21 protein-coding genes are annotated in these 25,504 nt (G+C 63.5%); 11 read left to right on the top strand and 10 right to left on the bottom strand.

The window, feature by feature from the left end:
- Positions 1 to 36: 36 nt before the first annotated feature.
- Entirely contained in the window at positions 37 to 1,362 is a 1,326-nt protein-coding gene (rimO, locus tag QX126_RS28695; RefSeq protein WP_315785398.1) for a 30S ribosomal protein S12 methylthiotransferase RimO, read from the top strand.
- 91 nt (positions 1,363 to 1,453) lie between these two features.
- On the opposite strand, the gene QX126_RS28690 is transcribed toward rimO, so the two are convergent.
- Positions 1,454 to 2,575, bottom strand: coding sequence for a DUF2336 domain-containing protein (locus QX126_RS28690; RefSeq protein WP_315737921.1), 1,122 nt, complete (start codon positions 2,573 to 2,575; stop codon positions 1,454 to 1,456).
- 418 nt (positions 2,576 to 2,993) lie between these two features.
- On the opposite strand from QX126_RS28690, the gene QX126_RS28685 reads away from it, so the two are divergent.
- The 3 genes from QX126_RS28685 to QX126_RS28675 all read left to right on the top strand — a co-directional run bounded on the left by QX126_RS28685 (position 2,994) and on the right by QX126_RS28675 (position 5,737).
- On the top strand, positions 2,994 to 4,190 hold the full coding sequence (locus tag QX126_RS28685; RefSeq protein ID WP_315785395.1) for an acetylornithine transaminase: 1,197 nt from the start codon (positions 2,994 to 2,996) through the stop codon (positions 4,188 to 4,190).
- A gap of 389 nt (positions 4,191 to 4,579) precedes the next feature.
- A complete protein-coding gene (locus QX126_RS28680) occupies positions 4,580 to 4,861 on the top strand; it encodes a hypothetical protein (protein ID WP_315785391.1) in 282 nt (93 codons plus the stop codon).
- A 120-nt stretch (positions 4,862 to 4,981) separates the two neighbouring features.
- Positions 4,982 to 5,737, top strand: coding sequence for a hypothetical protein (locus QX126_RS28675; protein ID WP_315785388.1), 756 nt, complete (start codon positions 4,982 to 4,984; stop codon positions 5,735 to 5,737).
- Between the two features lie 24 nt (positions 5,738 to 5,761).
- Here QX126_RS28675 and QX126_RS28670 read toward each other — a convergent pair whose 3' ends face one another.
- The 3 genes from QX126_RS28670 to pcsA form a co-directional block, all read right to left on the bottom strand.
- Positions 5,762 to 6,736 carry a quinone oxidoreductase gene (locus QX126_RS28670; protein WP_315772107.1) on the bottom strand — a complete coding sequence of 325 codons (975 nt, stop codon included), beginning with the start codon at positions 6,734 to 6,736 and terminating at the stop codon, positions 5,762 to 5,764.
- Between the two features lie 184 nt (positions 6,737 to 6,920).
- A complete protein-coding gene (locus QX126_RS28665; protein ID WP_315737916.1) occupies positions 6,921 to 7,646 on the bottom strand; it encodes a TerC family protein in 726 nt (241 codons plus the stop codon).
- Entirely contained in the window at positions 7,643 to 8,377 is a 735-nt protein-coding gene (pcsA, locus tag QX126_RS28660; RefSeq protein WP_315785386.1) for a phosphatidylcholine synthase, read from the bottom strand. Before pcsA ends, QX126_RS28665 begins: the two co-directional genes overlap by 4 nt.
- Positions 8,378 to 8,495: 118 nt before the next feature.
- Here pcsA and QX126_RS28655 point away from each other — a divergent pair, with 118 nt between their 5' ends.
- Positions 8,496 to 9,695: a UbiH/UbiF family hydroxylase gene (locus tag QX126_RS28655; RefSeq protein ID WP_315772113.1), complete on the top strand. Its 1,200-nt coding sequence runs from the start codon at positions 8,496 to 8,498 to the stop codon at positions 9,693 to 9,695.
- A 6-nt stretch (positions 9,696 to 9,701) separates the two neighbouring features.
- Here the strand turns inward: QX126_RS28655 and QX126_RS28650 are convergent, their stop codons facing one another.
- Positions 9,702 to 10,655, bottom strand: a complete 954-nt coding sequence (locus tag QX126_RS28650) for an AEC family transporter (RefSeq protein ID WP_315737913.1) — start codon at positions 10,653 to 10,655, stop codon at positions 9,702 to 9,704.
- 142 nt (positions 10,656 to 10,797) lie between these two features.
- Between QX126_RS28650 and hspQ the strand changes: the two genes are divergently transcribed.
- Positions 10,798 to 11,130 (top strand): heat shock protein HspQ, encoded by a 333-nt coding sequence (hspQ, locus tag QX126_RS28645; protein ID WP_315711998.1) that lies wholly within the window; start codon positions 10,798 to 10,800, stop codon positions 11,128 to 11,130.
- 149 nt (positions 11,131 to 11,279) lie between these two features.
- Here the strand turns inward: hspQ and QX126_RS28640 are convergent, their stop codons facing one another.
- Positions 11,280 to 12,056, bottom strand: coding sequence for an invasion associated locus B family protein (locus QX126_RS28640; protein WP_315757443.1), 777 nt, complete (start codon positions 12,054 to 12,056; stop codon positions 11,280 to 11,282).
- Between the two features lie 261 nt (positions 12,057 to 12,317).
- Here QX126_RS28640 and QX126_RS28635 point away from each other — a divergent pair, with 261 nt between their 5' ends.
- The 3 genes from QX126_RS28635 to QX126_RS28625 all read left to right on the top strand — a co-directional run bounded on the left by QX126_RS28635 (position 12,318) and on the right by QX126_RS28625 (position 17,092).
- Positions 12,318 to 14,144 carry an extracellular solute-binding protein gene (locus QX126_RS28635; RefSeq protein WP_315785383.1) on the top strand — a complete coding sequence of 609 codons (1,827 nt, stop codon included), beginning with the start codon at positions 12,318 to 12,320 and terminating at the stop codon, positions 14,142 to 14,144.
- A 51-nt stretch (positions 14,145 to 14,195) separates the two neighbouring features.
- Positions 14,196 to 15,704, top strand: a complete 1,509-nt coding sequence (locus tag QX126_RS28630) for a class I adenylate-forming enzyme family protein (protein ID WP_315737910.1) — start codon at positions 14,196 to 14,198, stop codon at positions 15,702 to 15,704.
- A 155-nt stretch (positions 15,705 to 15,859) separates the two neighbouring features.
- The gene (locus tag QX126_RS28625) at positions 15,860 to 17,092 is read left to right on the top strand and encodes a GGDEF domain-containing protein (RefSeq protein WP_315785381.1); all 1,233 of its coding nucleotides are present in this window, start codon (positions 15,860 to 15,862) and stop codon (positions 17,090 to 17,092) included.
- Between the two features lie 134 nt (positions 17,093 to 17,226).
- Here the strand turns inward: QX126_RS28625 and QX126_RS28620 are convergent.
- Positions 17,227 to 18,332 (bottom strand): IS3 family transposase gene (locus QX126_RS28620; RefSeq protein WP_315785369.1). Its coding sequence is split into 2 segments (ribosomal slippage): positions 17,227 to 18,080 and positions 18,080 to 18,332, totalling 1,107 coding nucleotides; the frame shifts between segments, so codons are not numbered across the junction.
- A 615-nt stretch (positions 18,333 to 18,947) separates the two neighbouring features.
- Entirely contained in the window at positions 18,948 to 20,408 is a 1,461-nt protein-coding gene (opgC, locus tag QX126_RS28615) for an OpgC domain-containing protein (protein WP_315785378.1), read from the bottom strand.
- Positions 20,409 to 20,879: 471 nt separating this feature from the next.
- Between opgC and QX126_RS28610 the strand changes: the two genes are divergently transcribed.
- Positions 20,880 to 21,542, top strand: a complete 663-nt coding sequence (locus QX126_RS28610; RefSeq protein ID WP_315785375.1) for a response regulator transcription factor — start codon at positions 20,880 to 20,882, stop codon at positions 21,540 to 21,542.
- On the opposite strand, the gene QX126_RS28605 is transcribed toward QX126_RS28610, so the two are convergent.
- On the bottom strand, positions 21,537 to 23,657 hold the full coding sequence (locus QX126_RS28605) for an MASE1 domain-containing protein (RefSeq protein WP_315785372.1): 2,121 nt from the start codon (positions 23,655 to 23,657) through the stop codon (positions 21,537 to 21,539). The genes QX126_RS28610 and QX126_RS28605 overlap by 6 nt on opposite strands.
- 351 nt (positions 23,658 to 24,008) lie before the next feature.
- A protein-coding gene (locus tag QX126_RS28600) for an IS3 family transposase (protein ID WP_315785369.1) occupies positions 24,009 to 25,114 on the bottom strand; the annotation gives its coding sequence in 2 pieces (ribosomal slippage) (positions 24,009 to 24,862 and positions 24,862 to 25,114; 1,107 coding nt in all).
- Positions 25,115 to 25,278: 164 nt separating this feature from the next.
- Between QX126_RS28600 and QX126_RS28595 the strand changes: the two genes are divergently transcribed.
- The gene (locus QX126_RS28595) at positions 25,279 to 25,500 is read left to right on the top strand and encodes a hypothetical protein (protein WP_315785366.1); all 222 of its coding nucleotides are present in this window, start codon (positions 25,279 to 25,281) and stop codon (positions 25,498 to 25,500) included.
- Positions 25,501 to 25,504: the final 4 nt, after the last annotated feature.

Here is a 25,504-nt window from a genome sequence, read left to right as displayed (position 1 = left end):
GACTAGCTGACGCCTATCTCATCAGGCAGTTCCAAGATGCAGCAGGGTTCGGCGCCCAAGATCAGCTTTGTTTCGCTCGGATGTCCCAAGGCCTTGGTCGATTCCGAGCGCATCATCACGCGTCTCCGCGCCGAGGGCTACGAGCTTGCCCGGAAGCATGACGGCGCCGACGTCGTCATCGTCAACACCTGCGGGTTCCTGGACAGTGCCAAGCAGGAATCCCTGTCGGCGATCGGCTCCGCCATGGCCGAGAACGGCAAGGTCATCGTGACCGGCTGCATGGGCGCCGAGCCGGAGCAGATCGAGCAGGCCTATCCCGGCGTACTGTCGATCACCGGCCCGCAGCAGTATGAGAGTGTGCTGGACGCCGTACACCGCGCGTCGCCGCCTGCGCACAACCCTCATCTCGATCTGGTTCCTCCGCAGGGCATCAAGCTTACGCCCCGGCACTACGCCTATCTGAAGATCTCCGAAGGTTGCAACAACCGCTGCACCTTCTGCATCATCCCGAAGCTGCGTGGCGATCTGGTGTCGCGCCCCGCGGCCGACGTGCTGCGCGAGGCCGAGCGGCTGGTCGCAGCCGGGGTCAAGGAGCTGCTGGTCATTTCGCAGGACACCTCGGCCTATGGGCTGGACCTGAAATATGCCGAAAGCGCCTGGAAGGACCGCAGCGTCCGGGCGCGCTTCCTCGATCTGGCGCGCGAGCTCGGTGAGCTCGGCGCCTGGGTCCGGCTGCATTACGTCTACCCCTACCCGCATGTCGACGAGGTGATTGGCCTCATGACAGACGGTAAGATATTGCCTTATCTCGACATCCCATTCCAGCATGCCAGCCCGAACGTCCTGAAGGCGATGCGCCGCCCGGCGGCGCAGGACAAGACGCTGGACCGGATCAAAGCCTGGCGGACAGCCTGCCCCGACCTTGCGCTGCGCTCGACCTTCATCGTCGGATTCCCCGGCGAGACGGACGCGGATTTCGCCTATCTGCTGGACTGGCTGGATGAGGCCGAGATCGATCGGCTCGGATGCTTCAAATACGAGCCGGTGGCCGGCGCGACCTCCAACGCCCTGCCCGACCAAGTCCCGGACGCGGTCAAGCAGGAGCGCTGGGACGCCCTGATGGCCCGCCAGCAGAAGATCTCGGCACGCCGGCTCAAGCGCAAGGTTGGAACGCGTCAGCAGGTGATCATCGACGAGGTCGGGCCGAGCGTCGCCAAGGGCCGCACCAAGGCTGATGCCCCTGACATCGATGGCGCCGTCTATCTGTCCAGCCGCCGGCCGCTGCGTGTCGGCGAGATCGTCACGGTCAAGATCGAGCGTGCCGACGAATACGACCTGCACGGGACGGTCGCGGGTTTCTAGCGCGGCTCTGTCGCGTCTCGGGCCAGCCGCCGGGAACTCGGGGGAATTACAGACGGGCGAGGAGATGCGTCCTGGACCTGCGGACTGCCCCTCAGTGCGAGGAGCCCGTGGTGCGAACCGACCAGAGCTTCAGCAGGCGAAGCGCCTCGTCCTGCTTCAGTTCGAGATATTTGTTCTTGAGCTTGGTCAGCTCGTCGGGAGGCGTTGCACCTGAGACGAACCGGCTGTCGAGGATGGCCGCAACCGTGACCCAGCTCAGTCCAGCGGCCTTGCACGGCACGAGAATGCCGTCGCTGCGCAGGCTCTGCATCAGCGGCCGCACCAGCTCGATGCTGCATTTCGCGAGCTCCGCGATGGCCGCGATCGTCTCGCCGTAGCGCCGCTGACGGGCAAATTCCAGCAGCGCGGCCTCGGTCAGCTTTCCGCCCTGCTTCAGCTGGCCAACCGCCACCTTGGAGCTGCCACCATCGCGGTTTCGCGACATGTCGCGCTCGGCGTCGACCGTGGCCGCTGAAATGGCGCTGCGGATTTCTTCGTAGAGATGCGGCGGCGCCGACGCGAGCAGCCGCGCCCTCACCGCCTCCGTCGCGCGCTGCAACAGGGTCCTGCGCAAGGCTGCCGGCAGATCGGCGCGGATGCCGGCCGCGACCGTGAGCTCCGCATCTCCAGCCGCCTGTGCCACGATGGCGGCGAATCCGGCGGGAGACACCCGCGCCCCGGGATTCCTCATCAGTTGGCGGCTCACGCTCGGATAGCGTCGCGCGAGCAGCGCATCGGTAACGATCTCCTGCAGCCACCAGCGCCCGGCGATCGCAATCAGGTGCTTCTCGCCGCGCGTCTGCGCGATCTCGACGAGATCCTCGCTGCTCAGCCGCGGCGATTCCGAAAGCACCGGCCCCGCGACGGCGATGTCGTCATGATAGGCCAGCCGCCGGATCACGCCGGCCGGCGCCTGCGGGATCGGGGCAAGCTGGGCGCTGAGTTCGGCGAGTGCGATCCGGGCACCGACGTCGGCCAGCGCGCGCAGCTCGATGGTGTTGACGAGACGCTCGAAGACGTCGGCAAACAGCGCGTGCTGCTCGATATCCAGGCTGCCGGCCGAGGCGACGAACAGGGCGGCCACCCGCTCGGCCACGCCGGAGCAGCGGTCGGCTGAGCCGGTGGCTATGGCCGCCTGCACTTCTTCGGCGATCGTGAGATGGGGGTTCGACATCGCTCGTCCTGAGCGCTTGCATTTTCAAGCTGCCCGGCAAAGTAAACGCAGCCGCTAAATGTTTGGTAAAGTTGTCACTAAAGCGCGAGACCCGAGATTGGATCGTGCGACCTTCGCACCGGCCGGCGCTTCCCTCGCCGCTTCCCGGAGCAGCGGCCCGTATTGCAGCCTGCAGGCCGGCATCTTGACACCGGTTGCGATTTGCCTGTATGGCCGCCGCATGATCTTCAACCGGACCAACCGCCGCGCCGCCGTTTGCCGTCGTCACCGCCGTGACGATGCCGGGGCGCGCCATGTCCGAAGACGTTGCTGATCAGCTAGCTCATCAGCTCCAGGTTTTCGAGAAGGCCGCTCCCGCAAAGGAGCGGCCTTCTCGCTTTTTGGCCCACCGTTTCCCCCTGAGCACAGGAGATTGCACATGCTGACCGCCTCCCATCCCTACGACGCTCTGATGGAGATCACGGCGCGTCCGCGCACCGTCTTCGTTCAGGGCAAGGGCTCCTGGCTATGGGACGACGACGGCAAGCGCTATCTGGACTTCATCCAGGGCTGGGCCGTGAACGCGCTCGGCCATGCGCCGCCGGAGCTTGCCAGCGCGCTCGCCAGCCAGGCGGCGCGCCTGATCACGCCGAGCCCAGCCTATTTCAACGATACCAGCCTGCAACTCGCCAAAGCACTGGTCGACCGCTCGTGCTTCGACCAGGTATTCTTCACAAATTCGGGCGCCGAAGCCAATGAAGGCGCCATCAAGCTCGCGCGCAAATACGGCGCCCTGCGCAAGAACGGCGCGTATGAGATCATCACCTTCGAGGGCGGCTTCCACGGCCGCACCCTGGCGACGATGTCGGCTTCTGGCAAGAAGGCGTTCGAGCCGCTGTTCGAGCCGAAGGTGCCTGGCTTTCCCAAGGCGCGCCTGAACGACATCGGCTCGGTCGAGGCGCTGATCTCCGACCAGACGGTCGCGATCATGCTGGAGCCGATCCAGGGTGAGGCCGGCGTGTGGCCCGCGACGGACAAGTTCCTGCAGCATTTGCGGGCGCTGACCGCCGAGCACGGTCTGCTGCTGATCGTCGACGAGATCCAGACCGGAATGGGCCGCACCGGAAAGCTGTTCGGCTATGAGCATGCCGACGTCCTCCCGGACATCATGACCTTGGGCAAGGGCATCGGCGGTGGTGTCCCGCTCGCCGCCCTGCTCGCGACCGACGCGGCGTCTTGTTTCGAGCATGGCGATCAGGGCGGCACCTTCAACGGCAATCCCCTGATGTGCGCGGCGGGACTTGCTGTGCTCGACGTCATCGAGAAGCCGGAGTTTCTCAAGGCTGTCGCGGACAACGGGATCTATCTCGAGAGTGAGTTGCAGCGCATCTCGGCAAGGCACGGCCTGGGCGAAGTACGCGGCCGTGGTCTGTTGCTCGCGCTCGACGTGATCAGGCCGATCGCGCCGGCGATCGTCGCGCATGCCTTCGAGCTCGGCCTGCTGCTGAACGCGCCGCGTCCGGATGCGTTGCGCTTCATGCCGGCGCTCAACGTGACCCGGGACGAAATCGCGGCGATGATCGACACGCTGGATGGCATCCTGACCAAGGTCGGCGCTGCCCGGTGCGTGGCGTAGCGGCTCAGGTCGCGAGGACCGGCGCGGCATTCATCAGTCGAGCCGACCTTGCGGGATGCGCGTCCGGAGGGGCGCGCGATCGCCGAGAACATGATTGTCGGAGGAGCGGAAGCATGCCGGCGCGAAGACGAGGAGCCACAGCGTCAGGTCTATCGTGTCGCGCCGGAGGCTCCAGAACCGGACGTCGATTGACCTAGATCAAAGACAGCGCGCCGCCTGACCAACGATCTTTGCGGAGCCAAACACCTGCGGTCCGATGACATACGTTATATCCTTGTGGATATAGCGTTGTACGGGATGTGATCAGCTCGGAGGGACGAGGCTTGCCGGACCAAGCTGATGATCATTCCGCCGACAACGACGTCGGTACGACACAAGGAGATACGAGAATGGCGAGAGACAATCTGGCTCGAGCACTACCCGTCACGGACGCCGCGAGCCACATCGCCCCCGCTGCCGCCACCGAAGAGGTTTTGATTCACGTCCGCTTCTTTCCGAACTCGGACATCAACTCGATCGGCGAGAAGCCGGCCGGGCTCACCGCGAACGAATGGTACGAGCGCCTGCTCGCGATGGCACGTCCGCACTATCGGACGTTCGCCGGCGGCCGCGGCTTCTTCCGCATCCCCCGCCCCTGCTTCGACGCGATCCTGAAAGGCGTCGCTGCCTGACGTCGGCTCTCTCCGGATGAGGCAGCGGGCGTCCTCTCTGCCTCATCCTTGTCGACCGCGGTGCGCCGGGTGCGCCGCGGTCGCTGACGTTTTGGTTCGTGCGGGCGTCGGGGGACAACATTGAGCGAAGCAGCTTTCAGCGAACTGCGACGTGTCTTCAGCGCGCTGCTGGCGTCCGGGCGGGCCTCGCAGAACCTGGTAGACATGCTCGCCGACCGCGCCTTCGATCTGTTCGAAGCCAACATCCACGCCCAGACGGCGCATCTGCCCGCCCTCGCCTGCGCCAAGGGCTGCCCCTCCTGTTGCGCGCTGCGCGTGACGGCGACGGCACCGGAGATCTTCCTGCTCGCGCGCTACGCCCGGCAGATCGATCAGCGCATGCCGGCAACCGCGCTCGGCTCGCTGTCACGCCGGATCAAGCTCGCCAACCGCGCGACGCGCGGCTTGGGCGAGACCGAGCGAATGAAGCTGCGCCAGCCTTGCCCATTCGTCGTGCGCGGCGGCTGCATCATCCATCCCGCGCGTCCGCTCGCCTGCCGCGGCCATGCCTCGTTCGACCGGCGCGCCTGCGCGCAGGCCATGGCCGGCCGCGAGGTGGACGTGCCGGTCTCGGCGCCACACGTCGCTCTGCGCGCCCTGGTGCAGGATTCGCTCAGGGAAGCGCTCGACAGCGCAGGACTCGCCGCTGGCCTCTATGAGCTCAATCAGGGTCTCGTTCTGGCGCTCGACGACCCCGAGCGCGAGCGCGCCTGGCGCGACGGACAAGACAGCCTCGCGCCGGCGCGGATCGAGGCGTCGACGACGGCAGCGCAGACGGACGCGGTGCTCTGGAGCCGGGCTTCGGCTGGTGGCGCTTCGATCCGGGACGAATTCTAGCGGCAGATCCCGATCGCCAAGCGCCTATGGCTTGAGGATCGAGGCCCCGGTCGTGGCGCGGCTTTCGAGATCGGCGTGCGCCCGGCCCGCATCCTTCAGCGCATAGGCGTGATTGATCTGCACGTGCAGCTTGCCGCTGATCACCGCTGAGAACAGCGTGTCGGCGCCCTCCAGCAACTCGGACCGTTTGCCGATGTAGTCGTTGAGCTTCGGCCGGGTCGCGAACAGAGAGCCATGGCTGTTGAGCTCGGCGATCGAGAATGGCGGCACCGGACCCGAGGCATTGCCGAAGCTGACGAACAGACCGCGCGGCTTCAAGCAGGACAACGAGCCGGGGAAGGTCGACTTGCCGACCCCGTCATAGACCACGTCGCACAATTCACCGCGGCTGATCTGCTTGACCCGTGCGACGAAGTCCTCCTCGTTGTAGAGGATGACGTGGTCGCAGCCATTGGCCAGGGCGAGATCGGCCTTCGCCTTGGAGCCGACGGTGCCGATGACGTGCGCGCCGAGCGCGCGCGCCCACTGGCAGGCCAGCAGGCCGATGCCGCCGGCGGCAGCGTGGATCAGCACGCGATGGTGCGGCTCGACCTTGAACGTCTTGTGCAGCAGATACCAGACCGTCAGTCCCTTGAGCATCAGCACCGCGCCCTGCTCATAGGTGATGTGGTCGGGCAGCTTGACCAGGCGCTGCCAAGCGATATTGCGCTCGGTCGCGTAGCCGCCCAGATTTTCGTAGTAGGCGACGCGGTCGCCGGGATGAAAATTCGTGACGCCCGGCCCTACGGCGATCACCTCGCCTGCCGCCTCGTTGCCGGTGATGAACGGCAGGCCGGGCGCCTTGTACAGTCCGGTGCGGTAGTACACGTCGATGAAGTTCAGGCCGATCGCGTGCTGGCGGATGCGGACCTCGCCGGGGCCGGGCGCGGCGACGTCGACCGGCTCATAGACGAGCACCTCGGGGCCTCCCACCTTGTGCACGCGCACCGCCTTGGTCATCCCGCCATCTCCCTTCGGACTCTCCATCGCCGCGTCCGAGAATCCGGCGAAAGAACTTTCGACACTTACCTGATTCTCATCGGACATCCGGCTCCGTTGAAGGAGCCGGACTCCGGCCGTGCATCGGGCGCTGCCGGCGGCAAAAGCGAAGGCGATCACGACGGCCTTGTCAACTCGGCACCTGTCAGGCGTTGCGCTTCCTGCGGTTGCGCGAGGCCATCACGTTGAAGGCTTCGACCGCCAGCGCAAAGACGATCGCGAAGTAGATGTAGCCGCGCGGGATGTGGAACTTGAAGCCGTCGGCGACCAGCGCGACGCCGATCAGGAGCAGGAAAGCGAGCGCCAGCATCTTGGTGGTCGGATGGTTCGCCACGAAGCGAGCGACCGGTCCGGAGGACACGTACATGATGACCATGGCGATGATGACGGCGGCGATCATGATCTCGAGATCCTGGGCCATGCCGATCGCCGTGATGATCGAGTCCAGCGAGAACACGAGATCGATGACGATGATCTGCACGATCACCCAGAAGAACTTGTTGGTGCCGCCGCCCTGCGACCCGCCGTCCTCACGCGCCTCGACCTCGGCATGGATCTCATGCGTGGCCTTGGCGATCAGGAACAAGCCGCCGGCGATCAGGATGATGTCGCGCCAGGAGAAGCCGACGCCGCCGATCGTGAGCACCGGCTGCGTCAGCCCGATCAGCCAGACCAGCACGCTGAGCAGCACGATGCGGAAGATCAAGGCCAGCGCCAGCCCGACCTGCCGGGCGCGTGTCGCCTGCGGCTGCGGGATGCGCGAGGTGATCACCGACAGGAAGATGACGTTGTCGATGCCGAGAACGATCTCGAGGGCGGTCAGGGTGAGCAGCGCCGCCCACGCTTCGGGACTGGTCAGAAGGTCGATCATGCTTTCAAGGATCTCAACAGGCGGATCGCGGAGTCGCTCGCGACGATGTAGAGGGCGATCGCGCACAACAGCGTCGTCACGATCGGGTCCACGGCGAAGTTGTTTCCCAGCACATCGATGACCAGGACGCCCCAGAGCGCGACCAGCGGCAGCGTCAGCCAGCGCAGCCGTTCGACGCGCACCGGGTGGATGACATGGAATGGGACGAAGGTCAGCGCGATCAGGGCCGCGAGCCCCAAGGTCGCCAACGATGGCGAGGGATGCAGCAGGAACAGGTAGAATGCCGCGATATTCCAGAGTCCCGGAAAGCCGCGAAAATGATTGTCGTCGCTCTTCATGCGGCGATCGGCGAAATACAGCGCGCCGGTGACGGCGATGCCGACGCCGATGACCGGCGCGGCGAGCGGCAGCAGCATCCCGCTGGCGGTGATGGCGTAGGCCGGCACGAACACATAGGTCGTGAAATCCACTACCAGATCGAGCACGTCGCCCGACCAGTCCGGCTGCACATGGACGACGTCGAGCCGACGCGCCAGCGGCCCGTCGATGCCGTCGATGACGAGCGCGACGCCGAGCCACCAGAACATCGCAGTCCAATGCTCGCGCACGGCCTCGAGCAGCGCGAGCAGCGCGACGCCCGCACCGAGCGCGGTGAAGACGTGCACCGAGAACGCCGCGGCGCGATGGGCGGGCGTTGCGGCCACCCTGCTCTCTGGTCTCAACTGATCCATGCAGCGCCAGTGCTATCAGGAATCGGAGCCAATTGCATATCCGCCGTTGCGGCGATGCGCCGCGCAGGCTCACGCAATACTCTTGAAAAAGCCCCGCAGGAACGTCAAATGTTCCCGCATGAGCAACACAGACGCCAGCTTTGATGTCATCGTCGTCGGCGGCGGGCCCGCCGGGCTCGCCGCCGCCGTTGCCTTGTCGCAGACCGGGGCGCGGACGGCGCTCGTGGCCCGCAAGGCCCCGTATGCAGACAACCGCACCACCGCCCTGCTCGGCGGCTCGGTCGATTTCCTCGACGAGATCGGCGTCTGGTCATCGTGCCGTGACCGCGCCGCCGGCCTGAAGGCGATGCGGCTGGTCGACGATACCGGCCGGCTGATCCGGGCCCCGGAGGTGCGCTTCGTCGCCGACGAGATCGGTCTCGACGTGTTCGGCTACAACGTCGCCAATGCCGTCCTGGTCGAGGCGCTGGAACAACGCGCCGGCGAGATCGACGGCCTGATGCGGATCGCCGAGGATGCGGAAAGCGTCCGCAGCGATGCCGATGCGGTGACCGTCACCAGCGCATCGGGCCGCGTGCTGACGGCGCGGCTCGTGATCGGCGCCGACGGCCGGCATTCGCTGTGCCGCGAGGCCGCCGGCATCGGCGTGAGCCGGCGCACGCTGCAGCAGTCGGCGCTGACCTTCAACATCACCCATGCACGGCCGCATCACAACGTGTCGACGGAATTCCACACGCCGCAGGGACCTTGCGTGTTCGTGCCGCTGCCGGGCGATCGCTCCAGCGTCGTCTGGGTCGCAGCCCCGAAGGAGGCCGACCGGCTGTTCGCGCTCGACGACGATGCCCTGTCGGCAGCGGCCGAGCGGCAGTCGCATTCGATCTTCGGCCGCGTTCGCGTCGAGCCGGGCCGCCATGTGTTTCCGCTCGCGATCGAGCGGCCCCTGCGCTACGCGCAAAACCGCATCGTCCTGGTCGGCGAGGCCGCGCATGTGGTGCCGCCGATCGGTGCCCAGGGACTGAACCTCGGCCTGCGCGACGGCATCGACATCGCCGATGTCGTGCGCAAGGCCAATGCGGCCGGCGAGGATATCGGTGCGCCGCAGGTGCTCGCGCGCTATGGTGCGGCGCGCCGCGCCGACATCCTGAGCCGCACCTTCGCCATCGATGTCGCCAACCGCTCGCTGCTCAGCGATCTCCTGCCGATGCAGTCGCTGCGCGCCGTCGGCATGCACCTGATCGGCGGCATCGGCCCGCTGCGGCGGCTCGCGATGCGCGAGGGCCTGGCGCCGTCATGGAGAGCCACGCGCAGGGCCGGTTGAGCACCGTCAGGGAAACACCAGCCGACCAGTCTGGATCAGCCACATCACGCTGGTCAGGGTGATCACCGAGGCGAAGGTGCCGATCAGCACCGCCGATGAGGCCGGCTCGATCCAGCTGTCATTCTGGCGCGCGATTACGAACACATTGAGCGCCGGCGGCAGCGCCGCCATCAGCACCGCGGTCGCCGCCCAGGGCTGCGCGAACGGCCCGAACAGCAGCATCAGCCCGAACGACAGCAGCGGGTGGACGACGAGCTTCACCACGGTCAGGACCGGCACCTCCCAGGGCAGCCGCTCGAACGGGCGCAGCGCCACGGTCACGCCGAGCGCGAACAGCGCCGTCGGCGCAGCGGCGTTCTGCAGGAACTGCAGGGTGCGATCGAGCACCGTCGGCGGATGCAGCTGAAATGCGGCCGCCAGGATGCCGGCTGCCGTCGCCATGATCAGCGGGTTCTGCAGGATCTGGCGCAGCACGGTGCGCAGCGCATGCGCCACCGAGGCGTGGTCGCGCTCGGTCAGTTCGACGAGCAGCGGCACGATCGAGAACAGGAAGATGCTGTCGCAGCAGAAGATCAGCGCGGTCGGCGCCGCCGCCTTAGTCCCGAGCACGGCCAGCGCCAGCCCCGGCCCCATATAGCCGATATTGCCGTAGCCACCCGCGAGCCCGGCCATGGTCGCCTCGCGCAGCGACAGCCGCCCGATGGCCTTGCCGAGCACGAGCGCCAGGGCGAAGGTGAGCATGGTGGCAAGCGTCGTTGCAACCAGGAAGGGAGGGTTGCTCAGCTCCGTGAACGGTGTACGCGCGATGAGGTTGAACATCAAGGCGGGCAGCGAGACGTAGAGCAGGAAGAAGTTCATCCAGGCGAGCCCGGCTTCGGGCAGCCTCCTCCACTTACCGCAGGCGAAGCCTATGAAAACGACGCCGAAATAAGGCAGGGCCAGGTTGAGAATGTCGAACATGGGCTCGGAGGATGACCCCTGGGGGGCCTGGGAAGGGCCTGGAATGCGGGGGCGTCGCGGCTTGACGCGAATCGGATTGGTCTAGATCAAATCCGCCCGCGGGGCACTAGCATCGCTCCCCATCCTGGTCTATTCGACTGGGATGATCAAAGCGCGAACTGCCAAGTTTCAGATCGGCCAGATCGTCCGGCATCGGGTGTTCTCGTTCCGGGGCGTGATTTTTGACATCGATCCGGAGTTCAACAACACCGAGGAATGGTGGTTGTCGATTCCCGAGGAGGTCCGTCCGCACAAGGACCAGCCATTTTATCACCTGCTGGCCGAGAACGCGGAATCCGAATACGTCGCCTATGTCTCCGAGCAGAACCTGGTTCCCGACGAGTCCGGCGAGCCGATCCGCCATTCCCAGGTTGCGGAGATCTTCATCAAGGACAAGTCGGGCGGCTATCGTCCGCGCAATCCGCTGATGAACTGACCTGTCGACCGGAGGGTTTCAACCCAGCGCCGTCGGCGCAGGCTTGATCTTTGGTCCCGGCGCGCAAGTTCCCCTCACATCCGTTCGCAGAACGAAAAAGGCGCTCCGAGTGGAGCGCCCTTGATTTTGCGGAATGGACCCGACCGGCGTTACTGCTTCGCCTGCGGCTGGCCTGGCTGGGTCTGCTCGAGCTTCTTGCGCTGCTCCTCGGCGCGCTTCTGCAGCTCTTCCTGCAGCTTCTTCTGGGTCTCCTCGAACTGCTTCGGGTCGGTCGGCGGGCCATCATAGGCTTTGGCGAAGCTGCTGTTGCCTTCCTGCAGCGGCAGCGGCAGCGTCAGCGCGGTGCCGTTCGAGTTGATCGCCTGGACAAACAGGGTCTGGCCCTTCTTCAGGTTGTTCACGAACTCAGGCGTGGCTTCGTAGTCCGACATGCAGCCGTTCTGGAAGCAGATGACGTATTTGCCTTCCATGAACTGGTTGTTGTCGATGACGATGCGGGTTCCGGGCTGGAGCTGCATGCCGAGCGGCAGCGTCACGCGCAGGATCTTCTTCGGCTCGCCTTCAGGCTCGATGATGACGGCTGCAACCACAGGCTGACCGGATTCGATGCGGCCGTCCTTGCCGATGAAGCAGACCTGCTTGGCGTTGGCATCCTGCCCCTTCAGGCAGAACTTGGTCCACGGCGCGTAGATCAGCTGCGGCATCTCCTGCTGAGCCTGGGCCTGAGGCTGGCCGCCGGCGGGAGGAGTTGCAGGGGCCTGAGCGGCCGGAGCGGGAGCCTTGGGAGCGGCAGCCGGAGCCTTCGCCTTCGGCGCTTGAGCCTGCGCAACCGAAGGAGCGAAGGAAACGGCCAGCGCGGTGACCGCGAGCAGCGCGACGAGCCGCCCACGCGGCCCAACCGACGAGGCCAAGTCACGGAAATTCATTGCGGAAAACCCTTTCTGAACGGCAGCGCCCGAGACCGCCAAAGGCGCCACACCAAGCCGTTGAAGCGGCTGTCTCCTCAGGAAATGAGGCGGTTAAGTGACAGGCGTTGCCGCCCTCACTCAATCGCCCGCCTTCTTAACGCGGTGCGCGGAAGAATCAATGCCGCGAGACCATGTCGAAGCCGCGGTCTAGCGCTGGCGAGCCTGTGGTAAAAGCCCCTTGTGACCTGTTCCGAATCAAATGCTTGCGCCCCGATCCTGATGCTGCAGCGCATATTCAGCGCGGCCGCGAGATGGGCCGCCGTGATCCTGGCATTGTTGCCCGCGGTCTACACTCCCACGGCGAACGCGGCAGAAACTGCGGCGATCGCCATGCATGGTCACCCAGCCTTGCCCGCCGACTTCGACCACATGGCGTACGCGAATCCCGACGCGCCCAAGGGCGGTCGTCTGGTCTGGGGACTGCTCGGCACCTTCGATAGCCTGAACCCGTTCATCGTCCGCGGCATCGCGGTGCAACAAATCCGCAGCTATGTGGTCGAGAGCCTGCTCACTCGCGGCAATGACGAGCCGTTCACGCTGTATGGCCTGCTGGCGAAAACCGTCGAGACCGACGAGAACAGAACCTATGTCACCTTCCGGCTCGACCCGCGTGCCCGCTTCTCCGACGGCAGCCCGGTGCTTGCCGAGGACGTCGCGTTCTCCTTTGCGCTGCTGCGCGATCACGGCCGCCCCAACCACCGGCAGTTCTACGGCAAGGTCGCCAGGGCCGACGTGCTCGACCCGCTGACCATCCGGTTCGATTTCGGCGGCGCCGAGGACCGCGAGCTGTCGCTGATCCTCGGCCTGATGCCCATTCTGGCGAAGCACGCGACGGACGTGGCGAGCTTCGAGGACACGACGATGACCGCGCCGCTCGGGTCAGGCCCGTATCGTGTCACCGCGGTGCAGCCGGGATCCAGCGTCACCCTCACCCGCAATCCGGACTATTGGGGACGCGACCTGCCGGTCAACCGCGGATTGTGGAACTTCGACGAGATCAGGCTCGATTACTACCGCGAGTCCAATGGACAGTTCGAAGCCTTCAAACGCGGGCTGTACGACTTCCGCGTCGAGACCGAGCCGCTGCGCTGGCACGACGGGTACGATTTCCCGGCCGCGCGCAATGGCGAGGTCATCCGCGACAGCTTCACCTCGGGGATGCCGCAGCCCTCGCAGTTCCTGGTGTTCAACACGCGGCGGCCGGTGTTCGCCGACGTGAAGGTGCGCCGTGCGCTGACGCTGCTGTTCGATTTCGAATGGATCAACCGCAACTACTTCTTCGGGCTGTACCGCCGCAGCGGCGGCTATTTCGCCGGATCCGAGCTTTCGGCCTATGGACGTCCAGCCGATGCGGCCGAGCTCGAGCTGTTGAAGCCGTACGCCGCGCAGATCCCCGCCGACATCCTGGACGGCAGCTACCGCCTGCCGATCACCAACGGGTCCGGCCGCGACCGCGCAACGCTGAAGGCGGCGCTCGATCTGCTGAACGAGGCTGGCTATGGCTTCGACGGGACGGTCTTGCGGCATCGGACGACGCGGGCCCCCCTCGCCTTCGAGATCCTGGTCACGACGCGCGATCAGGAGCGTATTGCACTGGCTTACGCCGGCAGTCTCAAGCGGGCCGGCATCAATGCTTCGATCAGGGTCGTCGATCCCGTGCAGTTCGACCAGCGCCGCCTGAGCTTCGAGTTCGACATGATCCAGAACCGCTGGGACCAGTCGCTGTCTCCCGGCAACGAGCAGGCGTTCTATTGGGGCAGCGAGGCCGCCGACCGCACCGGAACCCGCAACTACATGGGCGCCAAGGATCCTGCGATCGACGCCATGATCGCGGCGCTGTTGCGCGCCCGCGACAGGCCGGAATTTATCTCGACGGTTCGCGCATTGGACCGTACCCTGATGGCGGGGTTCTACGCTATTCCAGTGCTCAATGCCGCCGAGGAATGGATTGCTCGGTGGAATCGTATAGAACGGCCAAAGAGGACGGCTTTGACGGGAGCGCTCCCGGAGAGCTGGTGGCAGCGGCCGGAGCCGGCACAGAAGTGACCAATCGGGGCAATTGGTCGTGGCCGGGTCCGTGAAAGTACGGGGCAACAGGTGAATCAGGCCAATACGTCGCCGACGCTCGACGCGTTGTTTCAACGCATCCTGGCGCGCAAGCCGGATGCGGTTGCGCTGGTCGATCCGATCAACAAGCAGCGCGTCGCCGGGCGGCCGCCGATGCGCCTGACCTATGCCGAAGCCGATCGCGTGATCTCTGCGCTGGCGGCGCATTTCATCGACGCCGGCCTGCCCGCTCATTCGGTGATCGCGGTCCAACTGCCCAACACCATCGAGTTCGTGCTGACGGTGCTGGCCGCGCATCGCGCCGGCCTCGTGGTCGCCGTGTTCCCGCTGCTGTGGCGTCAGTCGGAGCTCGTGGCGGCGCTGAACCGCACCAGCGCGCGCGCCATCGTCACGATGTCGAAGATCGACGGCGTGATCCACTCCGATCTCGCGATGAACGCGGCGGCGGAGGCGTTCTCGATCCGCCACGTCTGCGGCTTCGGCTCCGACCTGCCGGAGGGCATGTATTCGCTGGACCAGTCGATCGCAAAACCCTCGCGTTCGACGCGCGGGATGATGCCGGACGGCCGCAAGGCCGCGATCGTCTCGTTCGACGTGACCGCCGACGGCTTCCGCGCCGTCCCGCGCACCCATTTGAGCCTGATCGCCGGCGGGCTCGCCGTCTCGCTCGAGAGCGATCTGCCGCAGGGCGTGAACATGATGTCGGCCTTCCTGCCGTCGTCATTCGCCGGTCTCGCCGCTTCGGTCGTGACATGGCTGTTGTCCGGCGGCACCCTTGCGCTGCATCACCCGTTCGACGCCGATGCGCTGGAACAGCAGCTCGCGGAGCTGGCCTGCGATACGCTGATCGCCCCGGCCCAACTCGCCTTGCGTCTCGACGAGGGCGACCTCGCCGCGCGGCTGCCGAACCTGCGCTATGTGCTCGGCCTGTGGCGCGCTCCCGAGCAGGTCGCGTCGAGCGCATCGTGGAAGACGCGCGACATCGAGCTCACCGATGTCTATCTGTTCGGCGAAGCCGGCCTGTTCGCGGTGCGCCGCACCGCGGCCGACGGCAGCCCGGGCCCGGTCAAACCGGGACGCCAGGGCGCGCCGCGCGAACAGCCGGGCTCGTCGATCGCCGGCGAGATCCTGGTGACGCCGAAGGGCACGCTCGGACTGCGTGGGCCCATGGTCGTGCTGGCCGCCTACGCGCCACCGCCGCCGCCAAGCGACTCGCTGCTGCCGGCAGCGCCGCGCGACTACGTCGACACCGAATACGCCGTGCGTTTCGACCGCGCCCAGGACACGATCTCGATCACGGCGCCGCCGGCAGGCGTGATGGCCGTGGGCGGCTACCGCTTCCTCGCGCAAGATCTGCACGAATGGTCACGGCGGCTCGGCCAAGGCGCGCTGCTCACCGCTCTGCCCGACCGTCTCAGCGGTCACCGCCTCGCGGGCCGCGCGATGGACAATGCGCGCGCACGGGAAGCGCTCGCCGAACTCGGCCTCAATCCGCTGATGGTCGAGGCCTTCCGCGATCGCGCCAGCTCGGGCGGCTGATATTGCCGCGTTGGCCAGGTCGTCGATCCGGTGCGCCCGCGAGAAAGGCGCGCACTCTGACAGCGGAACCGGTGCGCTCGGAACAGTGTTGACGCCGCGTTAACGGGAGCGACCTAGGATCGCACGTTGTCATCAGCGTATCCTGAGTTTCCTGGATGTCCCCACAAGGCCCGCTTCTCATCGTCTCTCCTTCCACGCGGCCTTCGCTGACGGCTGCCCTCGCGGCGGCGCAGATTCTCCCCTCCGTCGAAACGCGCTGGACCGATGCGCTGAGCGCGATGTCCAAGGTGCAGCCGGCCGCAGTGGTGGCCGTGATGGAGGGCGCTGATGCGGCCGAGCTTGCGGCGCTCTCGCGTCATATCGGCGCGCGAAAGCCCTACGTGCCGCTGATCGCAATCACGCCGGGTGACGCAACCCTGCCCGATCACGCTCTTCCCCTGCAGGACAGCGACAACCACGAACGGCTGCTGGCGCGATTGCGCGCCGCCCTGCGTGTCCGCACGCTGCACACCACCGTGTTGCGCCGTCTCGACGAGAAGAAGACGCCCGACGCCGCGCTGCCGGAAACAGACCCGCTCGATGATGCGACTGTGCTACTGCTCGGCCGCGGCACCTCTCTGCCCGGCCTCTCGGTTGCGCTCGGCGAGCGCATGGCCGTGGTCGGCGCGCTGAGCATCGAAGCCGCCGCGAAGCATCTGTCGAGCCGCGACATCGACGGGATCGTGCTCGGCGAAGGTTTTTCGCCGCGCGTGGTCGATGCGTTCCTCGCCGTCCTTGCCGAGGACACTCGCTTCCGCAACCTCGCCGTGGTCGTCACCGCCAACCAGCCGGCACCGCTGCAGGAACTCGCCAATCTCGAGATCATCGCCGGCGCTCCCGCGCACATCGCGGCCAGCGCGCTGCCCTTGATCCGCCAGCACGCCTTCGAGGCCCGCCTCAACCGCACGCTGCGCGCCATCGAAGCCGGCGGCATGCTCGATCCGCAGACCGGCCTGCTCACCCGCAACGCGTTCGCCCGCGACTTCGCCAGCGCCGTCAGCCAGACCCAGAAGAACGGCGGCAGCCTTGCCGTCGCCCGCTTCGCGTTCGATCCGGTCAATCCGCGCGCGCAGTATGACGGCGCCCGCATCATCAGCCGCCTGATGCGGCGGATGGATTTCGGCACCCACGAGGACAACGGCTCGGTCGTCGTCGTGTTCGCCGAGACCGATCTGCGCTCGGCTCACGCCATCGCGCGCCGCCTCTCCAGCGTGATGCGCCACACCTCCCACGGCAAGCGCGATACGCGCACGGAGCCTTCGGTCACCGTCGCCGCGCTGCAGGCCGGCGATACCGCCCGAAGCCTGCTGGCCCGCGTCTACGGCGAGGCGCAACGCGCGGCTTCATAGAACGATGTTGCCTGCGTCACGGGCGTCATTGCGAGTGACCTGCCACCGAAGTTTCATCCAGTAGCATTTAGAGTCCTGTTGAATTTTGAAGTGCTCCCCGAAACTAGGCCAGCCGATGCTGGAATTTTCCGGGGTTAGGCTCGTGCCGGCGGGGGCGCCGGTGAGCCAGTCAACAGCGAAATCGGCGGCTTGTTGCCGATCGCGCTATGTGGCCGGACCTCGTTGTAGTCTCTACGCCAATCCTCCATTTTCTGCCGGGCGTCGTCAAGGCTCAGGAACCAGTGCGTGTTCAGGCACTCGTTTCGAAACTTGCCATTGAAGGATTCAATGAAGCTGTTGTCGGTCGGCTTGCCTGGTCTGGAGAAGTCGAGAATAACATTCTTCTGGTAAGCCCAGATGTCGAGATCGCGGGAGATGAACTCCGCCCCCTGATCGACGCGAATCGTCTTGGGGTAGCCAACAGACTTGCAGACGCGTTCCAAGGTCAGCACGACGTCCTCGCCTCGATAGCTGAAGCGCGGATCGACAGCTGGTGAAAAGCGACTGAAGGTATCGACGATCGTAAGAACCCGGATCTTGCGACCGGTGGCGAGCTGATCGTGAACGAAATCCATCGCCCAGGTCTCGTTGATCTGACACGCGTCGGTACGGTCCTCGCGCAGCTTGGCCTTGACGCGACGCCTCGGCGTTTTATTGCGCAGTTGCAGGCCTAATTCCCTATAGAGACGATAGACGCGCTTGACGTTGACGGCCCAACCGTCACGTTGCAGCAGGACGTGGACGCGGCGATACCCGTACCTCACCCGTGTCTGGCAGACGTCCTTGATCCGATTCTTGAGGGCGGCCTGGTCGCCGCGCTTGGACTTGTAGACGTACAGTGCGCGATCAATCCGAAGCGTCGAACAGGCTCGCCTGATCGAGACCTTCCAGTCGTGTCGCACCTTGTCGACAAGCTCGCGCTTGCGGCCAGGCCTCAGAGCTTTTTTGAGAGTACATCCTGAAGCATCGCCTTATCCAGGGACAGGTCGGCGACGATCCGCTTCAGCTTGGCATTCTCTTCCTCGAGCTGGCGCAGCCGCTTCATCTCCGATGGCATCAGGCCCGCATACTTCTTCTTCCAGTTGAAATAGGTCGCCTGGCTGATCCCCGCCTTGCGACACACCTCCGCAACCGCCACGCCATCCTCAGCCTGCTTCAAAACAAAAGCGATCTGCGCCTCCGAAAACTTCGATGCCTTCATGGAACTCTCCTCCGTCCCGGGTGGGGATCATAAGTGGAAAATTCCAGTTCAAACTGGCCTAATTTGGTGGGGGCACGTCAATTTTACGCCGAGTGGCGCGGGTGCAGCAACGGGCGATTGGCGGAGCTGGTCGGGGTTGCGCAGCCGATCGCCCGTTGCGGTGAGGTTGGCGGCATAGGCCGCAAATTCTTAGGGGCAGGTCACTACATCAAAGCATATAACGTCAGATCTGAGCCCTTACGTCTGGACCAAGAAACGTCTGGACCAAGAAAAAGGCCCGGCAACGCCGCTTCAAAGACCGCCGTATCACCGAGCTATGATTCCGGGTACCAGGTCCGCTTGCGCACGCCAGTTGAAACGGTCTCGTGTGCACGCACATGGGTGCAGGTCGTGATAACGAGCGCAAGCCGGCTGCACTGCCAGTCAGCGCCGAGCGCGGCGCTAGTGGGTGACGTCAGGTTGACCGACAATAATGCCGCTACGCAGGCAAACATCACACACGCCGCGATCAGCACCGCTCCCTTGTGGGTCCTTGGGTGGGAAATCATGGCCTTGGCTCCTCTGTACGATGGCCGGAAGAATAAAGGGCAGGCTCCACGGTCCTTGTGATCTAATTCACGACCTGACCCACAGTTTTCGCTGGTGGCCCGAAGGCGTGCTCATTGCTGGCACTGGACCAGCGCCGCAGCCGGACTCGCGCACCGGAGCAAACAGCATCTTTATTCGGCCACCTCGTCGGCCCGAGGCGGGCGACGTGGGCGGAATGTCAACGCCGAGCGCCTTGGCTGGCTTGAGATTGACGACCAGCTCAGACCTGGTTGTCTGCTCGACGGGCTTCGCGTCCGGCTGCTGCCTCGGCTTGATCTTGATCAAGTTCAGCAGCGTCGCCGCCACGATCATCACCAGGACGCCACCAACACTGAGCGCGATCTGCATCGTCAGCCCCTCCGAGATGCCGAGCAGCGCCAGGCGGCTGGCGAACGTCAGCAGAACGCCGAGGCAGTAGATTGGCAGCGAATTCTGGCCACAGAGAATGGCGCCGCGCATCATCGCCGTCGTCAGCCCCCGCCAATTGCGAGGCACTAACCATACCACCAAAACCGCAAGGGCCAAGAAATGCAGCAGTCGCAATGGATCGAGATTCGATTTGTCCATCGGGTAAAGCAGCGTCAGCAGCGCCTGCGGGACCAGCGCTTCCAGCGGTTTGATGCTCCAGCTCAATGCGATGATGAGGCTGAACACCAGATAGAGAGCGGCAGCCACAAGCGCGGTGCCTGAGGTCACCCATGGCCGGGCTCTCTTGTCTTCGATCATCCACCACACGCCAAGCACGACCAGCAGCTGCCACGCCAGCGGATTGAAGGCCCAGTGGCCGTTCGGCCATGCCGGGATGCTCCAGCCGAAGACGTGCACCAGTGCGTAAAGCAACAGCGACGCGCCGAGCGTTGCGTTCGGCGCTCGCAGCAGCAGCCACAGCAGCGGCGCGAACAAAAGGTGATAGAGCACGAAGAGCGGCAAGACGTCGGTGTTGACGGGGCAGTATTGCAGGATCGCCGCGTGCGCGAGCGTCACGCCCGGCTGTTCCAACAGAATGCGCGTATTGCTCTCGTCGGCAAGACGGCCGCCGCCTGCGAGGTGAACCATGATGGCGCAGGCGAGCGTGAGCAGCAGAAATGCGACATAAATATCCCAGCTTCGCCACAGCGTCCGGCCGATCACGCCGGTCCAGCCCCCGCAGCGCCATGCCTTGCCGTAGGCCAACGTGCAGGTTACGCCCGACACGAACATAAACACTTCCGCGGCATCGCTGAAGCCGTAGTTCCGCAGCGTCAGCCAGCTCCCGATGTTGTTGGGGACATGATCAAGAAAGATGCACCAGAGCGCGATGCCGCGGCAGGCATCAATGCGCAAATCGCGGCCGTAGCCTTTCAGCTCCGGCAACGCGCCTACCGATGGCTTCAGGTCGGCAGTTCGATCATGCATCTGATTGCCCCGTCCCGCGTACGAGCACGCTTCAAGAGGGACCGAATTTGACAAAAAGTCACCGCCGCGCTGCCGGATCGTGACAACGCGCAATCTAGATCTGCTTCACGCCGACCCCGCCACGAACGCTATTACGATAACGATCATATGGCGGCGCTTGGTAGAACCTGCTGGCGCGTGAGTTTGACGATCATCGTTCAAACGGCACAGCGCGTAAATCAGCCGGAGGTCCACAGAGAGAGGTTCCTAGGTCCTATGATCAAGGTACCGTACAGATCTCGGCATCAATCACCTTTGCCTACAGGCGAAGGAGACTCTGAGTCCCACGACTTTCGTGGTCCGTACTCGCGCTCCTACCGTGAGGTGATTACAATTACACCACACAACGGCATTCGGCTCCTACCTTGAGTGCCCGGCGGCGAACCGCTGGTTGGGCCAAGGATGATGGTGGATGGACGGTATCGGGAGCCAGTCTTCCGCCAGCTTCTTCCTCGCCAAAGACCCGAAGGTGGGTGTATGTTTTTTAAGTTGGATCTCCGTGCAATGAGATGACGGAGAGCTTTTATGAAAGTTCTTATTGTCGACGATCATGCATTAATCCGCGAGGCGTTGCACGCTGTCGTGAAACAACTGAAGCGAGACTCCGTCATTTTTGAAGCTTCGAGCGGCCGTGAGGCAGTGCACATAGTCGAGGAACATCCTGACATCAGCCTCATTTTGCTTGATATCAATTTGCCTGATCGAGATGGCTTCTCTGTCCTCCGCGAACTGCGTGACCGCTATGCGACCATTGCTATCGTCATGCTCTCGTCCTCGGATGATCAAGATACAGTCAAGCGCGCTTTCAAACTTGGCGCTCTGGGTTTCATCCCGAAAACTACCGAACGTGAGGTCATGCTCAACGCCATCAAGTTGGTGTTTTCTGGCGGCATTTACATTCCCTCGGAGATTCTTGAGGAACCAACGTCTCCGCGGCTTACAAATAAGCTAGCGGCGCGCGACTCTCCCAAGGGTCTCGGGTTGACCGATCGGCAGATTGAAGTGCTTGCGCTCCTGATGAAGGGAAAAAGCAACAAGATCATTGCCAAGACCCTCGATATGGCCGTGCCGACAGTGAAGAACCACATCACGGTCGTTCTCAAGGCACTCAATGTAACGAGTCGCACCGAGGCAGTAATAAAAGTCGGAAAAATGGGCTGGGAATTGTCGCCGAAATCTGATTCATAACGCCGCCCCGGTGTCTCTCCTATCGTCTTGATCCCTCAAGAACTCTTGCATGACAGCGCGGAGCCGCATTGGGTCGACAGGTTTGTGCAGCAAAATGTACCCTCTATCCTTAGCGTCACGTAATGGTTCGGGTGCCGTATCGCCGCTGGTGAGGATAGCTGGAATTGATGAGCCAAACGCCGCACTAATTTGTTCAATTGCTCGGATCCCGGTCTTTCCGCTCGCAAGATGATAATCCGAGATTATAAGATCGAGGCGTTGTTGGCGCTCAGCCAGTCGGATAAGCGCAGCTTCGTCGGATCCGGCGGTAAGGACGGAGTATCCCCATTTGCCAAGCAATCCGCCCGTCTCCTCTCGCACAATTGGAGCATCGGCAATAACAAGAATTACCTTACCTTCGACCGCGACGACTGCGGGGCGAGGTGAGTCGACGGGCTCCGTGGACGTGACGCATTTGTCGGCCATCGGAATCAGGATTGCGAATCGCGAACCTCGGCCCACAGTCGAAGATAAGTCGACTTGATGGTTGAGAAGTACGCGAAGCCTGTCGACAATAGCCAGGCCGAGCCCCAGGCCGCCGTACCGGTTCCGTTCTGGACCGGGTAGTTGAAAAAACTCGCCAAAGATATTCTGCTTCTGATCCTCAGGAATGCCGGGACCGCTATCCCATACTTCGATACGCAACATTTCACCGCGCCGACGACATCCGACGATGATCCCGCCCCGTAACGTATAGCGCACAGCATTGGATACCAGATTGAGCAGTATGCGTTCGAGCAGCATGGCGTCGCTCCGCACCCAGGCATCACTTCGCCGAACGCGTAGACGCAAGCCTTTTTCTCGCGTTGCCTGATCAAACGTAGTCTCAATTGTTTGCAACAAGCGCGCGATCGGGAATTCGGTAATTTTGGGTGTAAGGATTCCAGCATCGAGCCTGGAAATATCCAGGAGCGAGTTGAACATTTCATCCATTTCTTTGCGCGTTGCATCGATCCGCTCGATCGTCTTTGTCCTTTCCCCCGATTTGAGCGGCGTGCGCAGCTGCGCAACGAACAGGCCTAGTGCATGTAATGGCTGCCGCAAATCATGGCTTGCCATGGCAAGAAAACGCGATTTTGCTGCATTGGCGAGCTCCAGCTCTTGCGTACGTTCTGCGACCTTCCGTTCGAGTTCCATGTGCGCGTGGCGCAGACTTTCCTCCGCTTTCTTGCGCACCTCGACGTCGGCGCTCAGTAACAAACTTGGAACGGTAATACTGATCAAGAACATCAATACCAGCAGGAATGAAACGTTGAGATCCACGGTCGTGAAGGGGCCGCCGCCCGTGAGCGTCCCCCAAATCGTGATCCCCGCAAGCACCAGCGCAACCGTTGCAGTGTCACGTGGACCGCGGCGCAGCGCCGCCCACAACATTGGCAGGATCGCAAGAAAACCCAGTGGATTTCGGCTCGGCGTTTGCTCGATCAGGGGGCTGAAAGCAATGAGTCCAACAGCCGCCGCTGTTGCGAGGACGCCGACCGTCTCCAAAAATTCCTTGCGGTTGAAAGCATGGAAGGGGCTTGATGCCCAAAGCACGATAACGGGGGCAATGACCAGCGCGCCGGTCACATCTCCCAGCCACCAAGTGACCCAGGCGTTTGCGAAATTCGTCCGTTCGATGTACCCGGCGGTTGCCAGGCTGGACAGTCCAATGGTGGCGCTGATCGGTGTCGCGATCACGAGGCAAATCAGGGTAAACTTCGCGACAGAATTTGGCGTCGAAAACGTATTACATCCGCTCGACCATCGATTGATGAGGTAAACGCCAACAACGGCTTCAAGAGAGTTGCCGGTCGCAATCGCAATTGCGGTGGCAACCGAGCCGGCGGTCGCCGCATTGGCGATCACCGCCGCCGTGAAAATTGCGGGCCAAGTCCGATATCCCCACAACAGCACCGCCGCCAGCGCGACACCTGTCGGTGGCCAAATTGGCGTTGCACTGGGATGAATAGAGGCGAGAGCAAGGCCACCTTTTGCCAGGGCGAAATAGATCAGTCCAATTGCGACCAGACCGCTGGCATAGCTAATGCCTCGGCGGAAATTTATCTCCGGCGATAGTGATCGTGGATCGGACATCGTCGATGCCTGGACCAGGCAGTTGGATCGCCCCCCACAACTGACCTTTGATCTTCTTGAAGATCTGCGAAACTGATCTCGTTGATAAAGATCTGCGAAACTGATCTCGTTGATAAAGATCTGCGAAACATTAATCCTCTTTAGGGACTCGTGCGACCATCTCAAGGTTGCACACGCGTTCGAGCCGGGCTTAGCTAGCGCTCGCATGGTGCCGATACGGGCGGGCATCGCAGGCCCGCCGTGTTCTGCAACTGACCTGCCACCGAAGTTTCATCCAGGAGCATTTGGAGTCCTGTTGGGTCTTGAAGTGCTCCCCGAAACTAGGCCAGCCGATGCTGGAATTTTCCGGGGTTAGGCTCGTGCCGGCGGGGGCGCCGGTGAGCCAGTCAACAGCGAAATCGGCGGCTTGTTGCCGATCGCGCTATGTGGCCGGACCTCGTTGTAGTCTCTACGCCAATCCTCCATTTTCTGCCGGGCGTCGTCAAGGCTCAGGAACCAGTGCGTGTTCAGGCACTCGTTTCGAAACTTGCCATTGAAGGATTCAATGAAGCTGTTGTCGGTCGGCTTGCCTGGTCTGGAGAAGTCGAGAATAACATTCTTCTGGTAAGCCCAGATGTCGAGATCGCGGGAGATGAACTCCGCCCCCTGATCGACGCGAATCGTCTTGGGGTAGCCAACAGACTTGCAGACGCGTTCCAAGGTCAGCACGACGTCCTCGCCTCGATAGCTGAAGCGCGGATCGACAGCTGGTGAAAAGCGACTGAAGGTATCGACGATCGTAAGAACCCGGATCTTGCGACCGGTGGCGAGCTGATCGTGAACGAAATCCATCGCCCAGGTCTCGTTGATCTGACACGCGTCGGTACGGTCCTCGCGCAGCTTGGCCTTGACGCGACGCCTCGGCGTTTTATTGCGCAGTTGCAGGCCTAATTCCCTATAGAGACGATAGACGCGCTTGACGTTGACGGCCCAACCGTCACGTTGCAGCAGGACGTGGACGCGGCGATACCCGTACCTCACCCGTGTCTGGCAGACGTCCTTGATCCGATTCTTGAGGGCGGCCTGGTCGCCGCGCTTGGACTTGTAGACGTACAGTGCGCGATCAATCCGAAGCGTCGAACAGGCTCGCCTGATCGAGACCTTCCAGTCGTGTCGCACCTTGTCGACAAGCTCGCGCTTGCGGCCAGGCCTCAGAGCTTTTTTGAGAGTACATCCTGAAGCATCGCCTTATCCAGGGACAGGTCGGCGACGATCCGCTTCAGCTTGGCATTCTCTTCCTCGAGCTGGCGCAGCCGCTTCATCTCCGATGGCATCAGGCCCGCATACTTCTTCTTCCAGTTGAAATAGGTCGCCTGGCTGATCCCCGCCTTGCGACACACCTCCGCAACCGCCACGCCATCCTCAGCCTGCTTCAAAACAAAAGCGATCTGCGCCTCCGAAAACTTCGATGCCTTCATGGAACTCTCCTCCGTCCCGGGTGGGGATCATAAGTGGAAAATTCCAGTTCAAACTGGCCTAATTTGGTGGGGGCACGTCACGAGGAGCAAAGCGACGAAGCAATCCGGAATTCTGGCGTGGCTTCTGGATTGCTCCGCTTCGCTCGCAATGACGGAACGTCGGCTTGGCCACGATCTCAACCAAACACGTACATCTTCAGATCGCGCATTCGCCTCACTCCTCTGATCTGATCATCGGACGGGGCGTGTGGCGTCTTGTGAAGCGGAGCGTTGCGATGCAGAACAGACAATCTCGCGATCAGACCGACTGGATCAGCGTGATCGCGATCGTCTCAGTCTTCACGATCGCCAGCCTTGCGTTGCATTTCGGCTGGATGCTTCGCTAACGCT

Origin of the sequence: Bradyrhizobium sp. SZCCHNPS1003, assembly GCF_032381555.1 — a bacterium.
Taxonomy (GTDB): Bacteria; Pseudomonadota; Alphaproteobacteria; order Rhizobiales; family Xanthobacteraceae; genus Bradyrhizobium.
This window is presented reverse-complemented; position numbering and strand designations above follow the sequence as displayed.